At 66.5% G+C, this 12,404-nt stretch carries 6 protein-coding genes; 2 read left to right on the top strand and 4 right to left on the bottom strand.

Going from position 1 to position 12,404, the window contains the following annotated elements; translation table 11 throughout:
- Positions 1–420: 420 nt before the first annotated feature.
- The gene (locus tag ACS5RC_RS21745; RefSeq protein WP_478346003.1) at positions 421–3,321 is read left to right on the top strand and encodes a glycosyltransferase; all 2,901 of its coding nucleotides are present in this window, start codon (positions 421–423) and stop codon (positions 3,319–3,321) included.
- 157 nt (positions 3,322–3,478) lie between these two features.
- Here the strand turns inward: ACS5RC_RS21745 and ACS5RC_RS21740 are convergent, their stop codons facing one another.
- Together ACS5RC_RS21740 and ACS5RC_RS21735 are read right to left on the bottom strand one after the other, a co-directional pair.
- The gene (locus ACS5RC_RS21740; RefSeq protein WP_478346002.1) at positions 3,479–4,519 is read right to left on the bottom strand and encodes an FkbM family methyltransferase; all 1,041 of its coding nucleotides are present in this window, start codon (positions 4,517–4,519) and stop codon (positions 3,479–3,481) included.
- Positions 4,520–4,874: 355 nt separating this feature from the next.
- Positions 4,875–5,963 carry a hypothetical protein gene (locus ACS5RC_RS21735; protein WP_478346001.1) on the bottom strand — a complete coding sequence of 363 codons (1,089 nt, stop codon included), beginning with the start codon at positions 5,961–5,963 and terminating at the stop codon, positions 4,875–4,877.
- A 310-nt stretch (positions 5,964–6,273) separates the two neighbouring features.
- Between ACS5RC_RS21735 and ACS5RC_RS21730 the strand changes: the two genes are divergently transcribed.
- Entirely contained in the window at positions 6,274–7,626 is a 1,353-nt protein-coding gene (locus ACS5RC_RS21730; RefSeq protein ID WP_478346000.1) for a class I SAM-dependent methyltransferase, read from the top strand.
- Positions 7,627–7,743: 117 nt separating this feature from the next.
- On the opposite strand, the gene ACS5RC_RS21725 is transcribed toward ACS5RC_RS21730, so the two are convergent.
- Together ACS5RC_RS21725 and ACS5RC_RS21720 are read right to left on the bottom strand one after the other, a co-directional pair.
- A complete protein-coding gene (locus ACS5RC_RS21725; protein WP_478345999.1) occupies positions 7,744–9,885 on the bottom strand; it encodes an ELWxxDGT repeat protein in 2,142 nt (713 codons plus the stop codon).
- A 567-nt stretch (positions 9,886–10,452) separates the two neighbouring features.
- Positions 10,453–12,243 carry a cellulase family glycosylhydrolase gene (locus ACS5RC_RS21720; protein ID WP_478345998.1) on the bottom strand — a complete coding sequence of 597 codons (1,791 nt, stop codon included), beginning with the start codon at positions 12,241–12,243 and terminating at the stop codon, positions 10,453–10,455.
- Positions 12,244–12,404 lie beyond the last annotated feature (161 nt).

Genomic DNA, 12,404 nt, shown 5'->3' with positions numbered 1-12,404 from the left:
CTATAAATCCCAGGCTCGGCGCACCGGATCGAAGGGCAGTGTCCAAAGGAACGACAAGGGCTCGTTTTTTGGCCGCAAAATGTCAGCTCTGGATCTTTTCGAGGCGTCGATCTTATCCTTAGTTTGCCGCATAACAATCGCGTTCGACGGCATGATTTGAGCACCAGAGTATTTATTCTTTGAAATTGCATTCTATCAGTAATACTGGCTGCTCTCGTAATTTTATTACAGGATTAAATCCGGTATAAATTCGGTTTTCCATATATCAGGATCTCAGTATTGAAATCCATTGTTTTGCACATACTCCAATCTGCTTGGCGCTGAAATTATTCCGATCCGGGACGGCACCCCTCGCGTAGCCAACCCACTGCTCTGCCGATAGAAGCGGCGCCGCAGCGTCCGGCTAGAGACCGATCCAGCATGTTCAGACGGAAGAAGCCCGCCAAGATCCGGGGCCATATCGACCTCATCTCTCCCAACGTCGCCGCCGGCTGGGTGATGCTGAGGGCAGATCCGGCGAAGCGCCTCGGGGTCGAGGTGCGGTTGCATGGGCGCGTGATCGCTGCCGGGCGGGCTGGGCAATTCCGCGCCGATCTTCTGGCCAATCAGATCGGCGACGGATCCTACGGTTTCTGCATCGATCTCCCGCCCGGGCTCGACAGCGCCGCGTGCCGAGCGATCCAGGTCTTCGAGATGGAAACCGGGACAGAATTCGCCAAATACTCGGTTCCGGGTCCGGAATCGATCGCGGCCGGATTTGCCAGGCTTACCAACCGGACCCGGAAGCCGAGCGATCCTCAAGTCCCGCCGGCCTGGAACATCCTGTTCGACCCGGATTATTACGCGCTGCAGGTGCCGGTCGCGGAGGCGCAGAAAGCCCAACCCGATCTCGCGAGCCACTTCAGGACGCGCGGCTGGAAGCTCGGACTCAATCCGCATCCTCTGTTCGACACGGCCTACTATCTCGCCGAGGTCGGCGAGCCGCTTCACGTCGATCCGATCACGCATTTCCTGCAGGAGGGCGAGAAGCGCCTCCTCAGCCCCCATCCCCTCTGCGACGTCACCTATTACTACGACGCTCGCCCGGATGTCCGCGAGGCGGGTCTGCACCCCCTGCTGCACATCCTGCAATCCGGTCACGAGAGCTCGCCCGCATCACCCTTCTTCGACGAGATCGCCTATCGCGAGAAGGTCGACCGCAATGTGGTCCGATACGCGCTGATCCTGCACTACCTCAAGTTCGGCTGGCGCGAAGGCCTTCAGCCCTATGCGAATTTCGATCCGGTGCTCTATCACCGCCTCATGGGGCTCGACGCGAATACCGAGCCCTATACAGATTTCCTGAAGCGGAACCGCGCGGCCCAGAGGCAGATGCCGACCAGCGTCGCACCGGTGCGTTTTTCCTTCATCATCCTCAATCTCAACAAGACGATGCTGACATTACAGTGCATCGTCTTCCTGCGGCATTTCACCCAGGGTCATGATTTCGAGATCATCGTCGTCGACAACGGAAGCAACTGGGACGAGTTCAAACGCCTTTGCCAATGCGGCAGCGGAGTCAACATCATCCGGCTCGACCGCAACCTCGGCTTCGGTGAGGGCAACAATGTCGGCGTCGACGCGGCCCGGGGCGAGTTCCTCGTCTTCCTCAACAACGACGCCTTCGTCACCCCGGGCTGGTTCGAGCCTCTCGTGGCCGCACTGGAGAGCGATCCGAGCGTCGGCGCGGCGGGCCCGAAATTCCTGTTCGCCGACGGGACCTTGCAGGAAGCGGGCGGAACGCTGAGCTCCTGCGGAACGCCCGTCCAGCACGGCAAGGGGCTCGACGCCGACAACGCCCTGTTCAACCAGAACCGCGTCGTCGATTACTGCTCTGCGGCGACCCTCATGATAAGGACTGCGAGCTTCAAGCGCGTCCTCGGCTACGATCTGTGCTTCGATCCTGCGTACTACGAAGATGCCGACCTCTGCCTGAAGCTCCGCCTGATCGGGCAGACGGTGCTTTACGTGGCCGCCTCTCGGGTAATCCACCTCGAGCACGCCACGGCGGCCGACCGGAGCCTGGATCTGCGCATCGACGGCGTCAGCCAGACGAACCGGATCAAGTTCGTCGCGCGATGGGGCCGGTTCCTGGCCGACCGCGCGGATCCCGCGGCCGCACCGGCGCTGATCGCGCCGGCGCCGCGCAACGAGGCCCCGGCGCCGGTCCGCACGAAGCGGCTCGCGCTCTACTCTCCGTATCCGCTGACCCCGGGCGGAGGCGAGCGCTATCTCCTCTCCCTAGCCGTCGTCCTGAGCGCAGACCATGCCTGCACGCTCTACACCTACGATCGCTACAGCCAGACACGTCTTGCGACACTCGCCCGCGAACTCGACCTTCCGCTCGATCACGTCACGATCAAACCCTGGACGTCGCGCGGAGAGGACGAAAAGGCCGATGTCTTCATCTGCATGTCGAACGAGATCCTCCCCGGGGTGCCTGCGTTCGGTCGGCTGAGCGTGTTCCTCTGCCAATTCCCGTTCCCGATGTCGTCGGGCGTCTACGCCCGGGATTGGGGCAATCTGGGCGGCTACGACGCCATGATCGTCTATTCCCGGTTCGTCGTCGCGCACGCCGTCGCGGCCGCCCGCGAACTCGGCCTGCGGTTGCCGCCCTGCCATATCCTTGCGCCGCCCGTCCCGCAGGTGACGGGGGTTCGACCGTCACCGAGGGCCGACGAGCCCTTCCGCATCGTCAACGTCGGCCGCTTCACGCCCGCCGGCCATTGCAAGCGGCAGGACGTCATGATCGATGCTTTCCGCGAGATCGTGGGCCGCACCCGCCGGCCCGTTGAGCTGCATCTGGCCGGCGCCCTCGGTGGCCAGACGTTCGAGCGCGAATACCTCGCCTCCCTCCAGCGGGCCGCGCAGGGATTGCCGGTCTCCTTCCATATCAACGTCGCGTCCGAGCAGATCCACGATCTCTACCGCGAGGCCTCGGCCTATTGGCACATGACGGGCGCCAACGACGACATCCGGCACAAGCCGGAGCGCTTCGAGCATTTCGGCATCACCATCGGGGAGGCCATGAGCGCGGGGGTGATCCCGATCACCCTGCGGCACGGCGGGCCCGGCGAGATCGTCAGCGACGGCGTGAACGGGTTCCTCGTGGGGAACGCGGCCGAGCTGCGGGACCGGACGCTCAGCCTGATCGAAGGCGGCGTGCGCGACGCTGCGGCGATGCGCGCGGCCGCCCGTGCGCGCGCGGCCGACTTCTCGATGGAGGCTCTGGAGAGGCACCTGCGGGCGATCATCGCGGCGCCCGATCGCCCGCGGGCGTGACCGGGCCGATGACCCGCTCCGCCGCGGGTCTCAGGGTCGGATGCGGATCGCCGCCTCGCTCCCGGCCCGGCCGGGCGCCGGAACGGTGGACAGGTTCCGGTCGCGATCGCGCAGCGGTGTAACGGCCCGCTGCCCGGAGGGGACAGATCGAACCCCGCTACACGGTGTCGCCGAGATAGGCCTCGGCGGCCAAACGCAGCGCCATGTATTCGTCGGACTGGCACAGGCGGGACAGGAGATCCGCGACGGTCAGCCCCTCGTCAGTGCAGATGGCCAACCACAGCGCCAGACTCGATGCGTCGGCGCTTCGGCCCAGGACGAGGGCATAGATGCGGGCGATCTCGGGGGCGCCTGCGGGGGCATCGGCCGGCAGCGCCAGAGCGCGGAGATAGGCGGAGACGTCGACGGCGATGCCGCGCGCGAGTTGCTCGGCCACCGCGGCCCGGCGATAGGCTTGGTACCAGCGCTGGAGCCGGCCGCCCCGCTGGGCGTCGGAGAGGCTGTGCTCGCGCATCCGGCCTGCGCATTCGAAGGGCGTGACGGGATCGTGCAGGCGTGGGGCGAGCGCGGCGTGCTCCTCGGCCACGTAATAGTCGTTCAGACCGTCGAAGGTCGCATGGCGGTAACCGGCCTGCGCCAGGATGGGCCGACAGGCCGCGTCCGTGCGGGCCGGCGCATTCGGCTCGGTGCCCTCGACGACGACGACCCAGGGCCGCCAGCGGGCCCAGTCGTGCCCACGCAGCACGGCGGGCTCGTCCCCCTCGACATCGACCTTGAGGAAATGGACGGCCTCGGGCGCGTGGACGGCGCAGATCTCGGCAAGCGTGCGCCGGGGCACCGAGAGAGGGGTGACCGCGATACCCGCAGCGGCGGCACGGGCGGCGTAGGCGTCGGAGGTGGTCGAGAGACCGGAGGCCGGGCTCGCATGCAGGATCTGCGTGCCGGCCCTGTCGCCCACGAGGCAAGCGAGGTTGATGTCGCGCGTCCTGTAGCGCTCGAGAAGGTCGAAGGCGGTCGGCGTCGGCTCGACGTTGATGCCGGTCCAGCCGCTCCGGTAGAAATGACAGGTCACGGAATCGACCATCGGGTGCCAAGCCCCGACATCGATGTAGAAGCCCTGCGCCACGCCCTCGAAGCAGCGGGCGAGCCGCACATCCTCGTAGTGCTGCGCGTAGGAGACGATCGGCGTGCCAGCCATGCGTGGAGATCTTTCAGTGCCGTCGGGCCGATCGAGCGCGCCCGGATCCGCGACGTCGTAGTGCAGGTCGGAGGCGTGACGCGGATCCGCGCGGCCGGAGCGGGGCATCAAGGGTATCGAACGGCGCAGACCCTGGGTACCCGACGGGCCGGATCGGAGAAGGGCACGGGCGAGCACGAGCCTTCTCGCCGACCGCGTTGCGACGCGGACCGGAAGCGCGCCGCGGTGATGCGCGCAGTCTGCTCCTTCTTCGCATCCACGGGACATGGCTGCCGCGTGCCAGTGTGGTGCGGCCGCACGTCGTGACGGCCGCCATCGCCGATCCTGGGCGCGGGACGGAGCGCCGTCGCGGCGCTCAGCGCTCCAGACGCGTGCAGAGAACCGCCGAGCCATCGTTCGCGCACAGGCGCACCGAGCCGTCGTCGCTCCGCTTCACCACCGTCCAGCGGCCGGCCGGGATGTCGCGCGCCGTCGGCGGTCCCGCGACACCCAGGAACTGCCCCTGCAGGGGCGCCTCCACGGTCAGCGGCGCGCCGATGCTGAGCCCGGTGACGACCGCCCCCTTGCGCGTCACGGTCAAGGCGGTCGTGGCCGCATCGTAGGCATCGTTCACGGCGCGCAGGACGAGGGTGCTGCCCCGCGCCAGCCATTCCCAGATCTGCGCGTCCGGGCCGGCGGCAATGTTGTGGGTGGCGAGCACCGGATTGCTGTCCGAGCGGGCGATCACGCGCGCGCCCTGGAATGCACCGAGGCCGGTGATGGCCCCGCCCTGCGTCAGGGTCAGGGTCGAGCGCCCGCCGGCGTCGCGATGCTCCAGGATCGGGCCGGCCGGCCGGGCCGGGCCGACGGTCTGGAGGTCGAGGAAGTGATGGCCCTCCGCGCCGCTGTTGCGCAGGATCAGGTTCGTGCGCGGGCCCTGATCACGGGCGGCATCCATCAGGATGCCGGTCCCGGCCACGCTGCCCGCCTGCATCACCATCCCGTGGTGGAAATAGGTGGGCTGTCCGCCTTCGGCCGCGATCTCGATCCCGGCCGCACTCGGATGGCGGCCGCCCGCGGCAACCGTCAGCGCGACCGGCACCGCCTCGCGGCCGCCGAAGCCGCGGGACCACGGGTAGGCGCTCGGAGCATCCGCAACGAAATTGAAGCTGTTGACTTCGTTGGTGCAGATGCCAGGCGTGTAGCAATCGGCCCGGCCGAACAGGCCGAAGACGGTGTTTCCCGGAGACCGCAGGGCACCGTAGCCGACGACGCCGGTGGGAAAGGCGCAGGACCCGCCGGGCCGTGAGGCCACGCAGGGCGGCGCATCGTTCGTCGCCGAACCGAGCAGCGCGTTCGCGATCCCGCCCACCTCGAAACGCGTCTGAGCCGGGATGCCGGCGGCGTTCGGCACCACGCGACCAGAGGGCTCGCCGCCCCGGCCCCCACCGTCACCCTGCGGCACCGAGTCCGCTTCCGTCGCGGACAGCAGGGCCGCAACCAGGACGAGGCCCGCAATCCAAGGCCCTCCGGGGCCGGAAGGCGATAGGTCACCGCGCGTGAGGGTCATGCGAGAAGCCTCCTAGGGCGATCGTGAGCGCGCCCGACAGCGATACGGGCGACGCGGCTGTGAAGGGGCCCGCGCGCCGGACGAGGCGAACCCGGTGCGGTGGACGGCAGCGGACTTCCGGGTCGCTGACCGCTCGCGATCTGTCTAGTATCCCGTCGAAGCGCCCGCGGCGCTCCCGGGCGCGGACGGGAAACCGGCGGCTCTCATGACGGGCCGCCGCGATCGAAGTGCCGGGGGGCTGGACTTCCGCCAGGGAAGCGTAGGACGTGCCGCCCTCAAGTCAGCCCGTCTCTTGCCGTGCAGGTTCGCGATGTCATCCAGTACCGACCGAGAGGCCTTTCTGCAGCAGGTTCGGGCGTTCGGCGAGCGTCTCGACCAAGCGTCCGACTTCAACGCGCTGCTGAAACTGTGGCGCGAGACCACCCTGCCCTACACGTACGAGTCGACGGATCCGCTCTCGGAGCAGTACCGCGCCGAGGTCCTGGAGCTGTACCGCAGCATGACGGCACGCGAATACGGTGTTGCCAACGAGATGACGTCGACGAAACAGTCAGCCGAACAGTTCGAGGCCGGCTATCCCTGGATCTCGCGCAACCTCCGCGTTGTCGCCGAGGAATACCTGAAGGTCGCTCAGGGACTGGCCGCGATCCACCGCTGCCGGCCCGGACTGAGCCGGATCATCGAGTTCGGCTCGGGCTGGGGCAATTTCGCGATTCCGCTGGCCAAGGCCGGTCAGGAGGTGACCGTCGTCGATATCGACCGCGGCTTCCTCGACCGGCTTCAGCGCGTGGCCCTGCGCGAGAACGTCACCGTCCAAAGCCTGCAGGGCGACTTCGTGGAGGTCGCTCGGAGCATCGAGCAGCGCTACGATTTCGCCGTCTTCCAGGCGAGCTTCCATCATTGCCTGAATTTCATCGACCTCGTCCAGGCACTGCGCGAGCACGTCCTGGCGCCCGAGGGCCGCATCGTCTTCCTCAGTGAGCCGATCTTCGAGACCTATCCGTTCCCCTGGGGTTTGCGGTTCGACGGAGAATCGCTGTGGGCGATCACGCGCAACCAGTGGTTGGAACTCGGCTTCGAACGGAGTTTCTTCGTCGACTTCATGCTGCGGTCGGGCTTTCTGGTTTCGCGGATTCCCAGCATTCCAGGCTTCCTCGGCGAGGGCTGGCTCGCCCATCTCGGAGCGGGCGGCATCCCGTTCGAGGATTGGGTGCTTCCCGATGCGAGCTCCGCGACCTTTCACACCAGCGAGCCCGGAACCGGCCTCGGCCGCTTCTGCAAGGGGACGAGCCGGCTGCCGAGCCTGGCGGGGAGCCCCTACGCGGCCTACCGCCTCGAGTTCCACAATTTCGGCGCGGCACCGCTTCGGGTCACCGTGGAGGGCGATGAGCCGGCCGACCCCGTCACGGTCGAGCCCGATCGCGGCGCCGAGGTCGTCGTCGTGGCGAGCAGGGCGCCCGTCACCATCACGTCGGATCTTTTCTCGCCCCAGGCGCAGGGGACGAACGGCGACACGCGGGACCTCGGTGTCGCCCTGCGGCGGGTGACGCTCGCGTGACCGCGTCGTGCGTGGTCGACGCTCCGTGACGAGCGCCGCCAGCGCGCCGAGACTGCGGTGCCGGCGGCATCCTGCTCCCGAGCGCTGTCACATCGCCCAACGCTCGGGACGGATGGCTCAGCCGACGATCTTGTAGCTGCCGGCATCGCCGAGGAAGGCGCCGGCGGTGACGCGAGCGTTCTGGACCGTCCAGTCCACCAGCGTGGACCCGCTCTGCAGCGCCAGATCCGCCGTGCCGTCCCCGTTGTAGTCGCCCACCGCCGCCACCTTGTAGCTGCCCGCATCGCCCAGGATCGACCCGCTCGTCACCGCGCCCGAGCCCAGCACCCACGCCACCACGCTCGACCCGCTCTGCAGCACGAGGTCGGCCGTGCCGTCCCCGTTGAGGTCGCCCACCCCCGCCACGCCGTAGCCGCCGGCATCGCCCAGCAGCCGCCCCTGCGAGAGGCGACCAGCCTTCATCAGCCACGCGACGACGCTCGAGCCGCTCTGCAGCAGGAAGTCGGCGGTGCCGTCGCCGTCGACGTCGCCGGTGCCCACCACCTTGTAGCTGCCGCTGTTGCCGATCGGCGCGCCGGTTTGGAGCTGGCCGTTCTGCATCGTCCAGTCGACGAGGTTGCCCGACGCGTCCTGCAGGAGGACGTCCGCGGTGCCGTCGCCGTTGAAGTCGCCCGCCCCCACGAGGCTGTAGCCGTTGGCCGAGCCGATGAGCGCGCCGGCGGCGACCTGTCCGTTCTGCATCCGCCAGCTGGCGACGTAGCCGTTGCTCGGGTCCTGGAACAGGACATCGACGGTACCGTCGCCGTTCACGTCGCCGGTGGCTCGGGCGGTGTAGCTGCTGCTGTTGCCGATCAACGCGCCCTCCGTGCGTTGGCCGCCCTGCATCGTCCAGGCGACGACGCCACTGCCGGATCGCAGCAGGATGTCGGAGGTGCCGTCTCCGTTGAAATCGGCCGCGACGTCCTTCCAGGTGGCCGAGATGCCTCCCCGGGTGTCGATGTTATTGGCCAGGAGTCTGGTGCCGAGGCTGGTGCCGTCAGTGGAGTAGAGGTTGTAGGTTGTGCCGTCCGGTGTAGCCTCGAAGTAGAGCTTGCCGTTGCTGGCTGTGAGATTGTTTGGGAAGGCGTCGCCGGCGCCCCGGTTCAAGTCGAGGACGAGCTGTATTCCGGCAGCGGGCCCGTCAGTCTTCCACAACTCGACACCCCCGGTTCCGTCGGTGGCGGTGAAGTACACCGTGCTGCCGACGGCGGTCAGGTTGTGGGGAGCGGATCCGTTGGGGCCGAGGTTGAGGTCCTGGACCATCCGGGTTCCGGCCTCGGTGCCGTCCGATGCCCAGAGCTCATATCCCGTGTCGGCGGTGTGGGCTGTGAAGTAGAGGGTCGAGCCGACGGCCAGGAAATCGCTGAGTGCAAAGCCGCTCGGTCCTGTATCGATATCTTTGACCCGGGTCGTTCCGGCTGTCGTTCCGTCGGTGCGCCACAGCCCGAAACCGTTGATATTATCGAAAGCCGCAAAGTAGTCGTAGCCGCCCATCGGCGTGATAGCGCGCGGAAAAGAAGATCCGGCACCTGGATTGATGTCGGCGATCTGGAAAGTGCCGGCCGCTGTGCCGTCGGAGCGCCATAACTCGTCGCCGTGCAAACCATCATCGGCCGAAAACAAACAGACGCCGTAGCGCGAATTCGACATACCGGACGGCCTGATTGCCGTGGTGATCGCCTGAGTCCCAGCGGTTGTGCCATCCGAAACATACAGCCTGTAGCCAGATCCATCGCTTGCGCTGAGCAGGAACCTGCTTCCGATTGAGCTGAAGTCGGTGGGAGTTGACGAGTTTGGGATCGTAGGGCCACCGCCTGTCGTGGTGCCCGGATCGATGTCCTTGACCAGCACGGTTCCTGCTGCCGTACCGTCCGACTTCCAGATTTCGTATCCTAGGGATGGCGTATAGGCTGAGAAATATAAACTTCCGTTCCAATTGAATCCGGTCGATGCGTAAGAATCTCCCGATCCTTCGTTGATGTCGCGAACCATTTTTGTTCCGGCACCGATACCATCTGATTTCCAGAGCTCGTATCCGTGGATACCGTCCGTCGCTTGAAAATATAAGTTGCTTCCATATGCTTTTAAATCAACAAGACCTATGTTTACCGTATTAATATTTTTCACAAATGTGGTGCCGTTTCGATCATAAAACCATAAGTCGACCGGCGAGGTTTCTGATGCACTCGCCCGAGCTGCGTAGAAAATTTTGTCGAACATGAGTAGAGCCTCGATTTTGATGTTCCATGACAAAATTAAGCAGTTTTGGTGCGGAACAATTTCGCACAATCAAGAAGTTTTATCAATAGAGGGTGGCTAAGCTCGAGGCTAAATCAATCTCCAGTGGCATAGGATTGCGCTGAGATCGCCGTGGCGTCCGTCGTGGCTGCTTCAGCCCGGCTTCCAAAGGCGGGCTTCGCGCCGACGCTGGGCGAGGAAGGTCGGTCCGTCCGCTTGTCTAGCCATCGTCGAAGGCCGGACATCGTGCGGATGCACGCTGCCGATCCGCGCCACAAATCACCCCCTCAGATCCTACGGAATGAATGCAGCTGCCGTCGCGATGGCGCTGGCGGCGAGAATTCAAGATCCGCCGCAGGAGAACGCGCCAGCCAACAGCCCGAACCCTAAGGCCAGGATGCGGCGTACAGCGCGAGGACGTGGAGGTTCATGCCCACGCGGACCTTGCCGGCAGGGTCTTTTGCGCATCATCGCGCGCCTGAACGGCCTCGGCGGGGCCGAACAGCCAGCCCCCGCCGATTGCAGGCGCCCGCCCCTGGGACGGATCGCTCAGGCGACGATTCTGTAGCTGCCGGCATCGCCGATGAAGGCACCGGCGGTGACGTGGGCGTTCTGGACCGTCCAGTCCACCAGCGTGGACCCGCTCTGCAAAGCCAGATCCGCCGTGCCGTCCCCGTTGTAGTCACCCACGGCCGCCACCTTGTAGCCGCCCGCATCGCCCAGGATCGACCCGCTCGTCACCGCGCCCGAGCCGAGGATCCAGTCCACGACCGTGGACCCGCTCTGCAGCACGAGATCGGCCGTGCCGTCCCCATTGAGATCGCCCACGCCCGCCACGCCGTAGCTGCCGGCATCGCCCAGCAGCCGGCCTTGTGACAGGCGACCGGCCTTCATCAGCCACGCCACGACGCTCGAGCCGCTCTGCAGCAGGATGTCGGTGGTGCCGTCGCCGTCGACATCGCCGGTGCCCACCACCTTGTAGCTGCCGCTGTTGCCGATCAGCGCGCCCGCCTGGAGCTGGCCGTTCTGCATCGTCCAGTCGACGAGGTTGCCGGATGCGTCCTGCAGCAGGACGTCCGCGGTGCCGTCGCCGTTGAAGTCGCCCGCGCCGACGAGGCTGTAGCCGTTGGCCGCACCGATGAGCGCGCCCGCGGCGACCTGTCCGTTCTGCATCCGCCAAGTGGCGACGTAGCCGTTGGCCGGGTCCTGGAACAGGATGTCGGCGGTGCCGTCGCCGTTGACGTCGCCGGTGGCTCGGGCGACGTAGCTGCCGGCGTCGCCGACGAGGACACCGGCCGCGACATGCCCGTCACGCATGGTCCAGGACACGACGGAACTCGACGCTTGCAGCACGAGATCGCTGGTGCGCGCCAGACCCTGCTCGAGGGCACGATCGGCTGCGGCGGCGTCATCATATCTCTGGAGGACGCCCATCTGGGGCTTGTCGGTGACGGTTGCGGTGCCGAGGCCTGTGGGCTCGACGGAGAACATGTAGTCGCCCCACCACGGCCCGCCCGCCCAGTAGGTCGCCCCCTGCCAGACCGCATGCTGGTCCATGTAGCCCAGCATCGCGTCCAGCGCCGTCAGGCTGGCGGCGTCCTGCCCCACGCCGAACTCGCCCAGGAACAGCCGGTTGCCCGTCTGCTCGGCCCAGTGCGTCACCGCCTGCAGGCGCTCCACCCCGATCGTCGGCGACACCACGGCGGTGCTGGTGCCCGAGCTGTCGGCGTCGAGATACTGGTGCACCTCGAAGGCGTAGTTGTGCGCCGGATCGACCACGCCGGCCCCGATCACCGTGTCGTTGTCGCTGCTCACCCAGCTGTGGGCCCCGTCCCAGTAGCTGCCCGAGACCAGGATCTCCTGCTGCGTCGCGCCCGCCGCCCGGATCGCCGCGATGGCCGCGTTGGCCGAGCCGAGCCACTGGCTGGCGCTCTGCTGATGGGGCTCGTTCATCAGGCCGAACAGCACGTTGTCGGCCCCCGCAAAGGCCCGGGCGATCTTGCCCCAGACGTCGGCGAAGCTGCTGTCGGGCGTGCCGGCGCTGCCCACGAGGTTGCCGAAGCCCGAGCCGAAATTGTGCATGTCGAGCACGACGTCGAGGCCCTTGCTGCCGGCGTAGGCGACGATGTCCTTGAGCGCGGCGAGGTCGCTGACGTTCAGCGCGCCGCCCTGGCTGTGCTGCAGGCGCTCCCACAGGAAGGGCAGGCGGATCACGTCCAGCCCCTTGGCGGCGTAGTAGTCGATCTCCGCATGCGTCGGGTAGGTGTAGTCCGTGCCGACCGTGCCGATGCCCCGCTCGGGCGCAAAATCGCCGCCCGCGAGATTCACGCCGATGTCCATTGCCGCCTTCACGCTCCGAACACGGCAATGGCAGGAGAGCCTGACGCCAAGCTCAGTTTACCGTTAGCTCCTAACCGATAGTTAACGGCGGACCGTTGTCAGCGTGTCTTCATCTCCAAACACTTAGCGAACACCGGAAAATCTTTCTCCTGGCGCAACAC

The sequence above is a fragment of the Methylobacterium sp. HJ2 genome, assembly GCF_056431005.1.
Note: the sequence above shows the minus strand (reverse complement) of the source record. Positions and strands in the feature narration are given on the sequence as shown.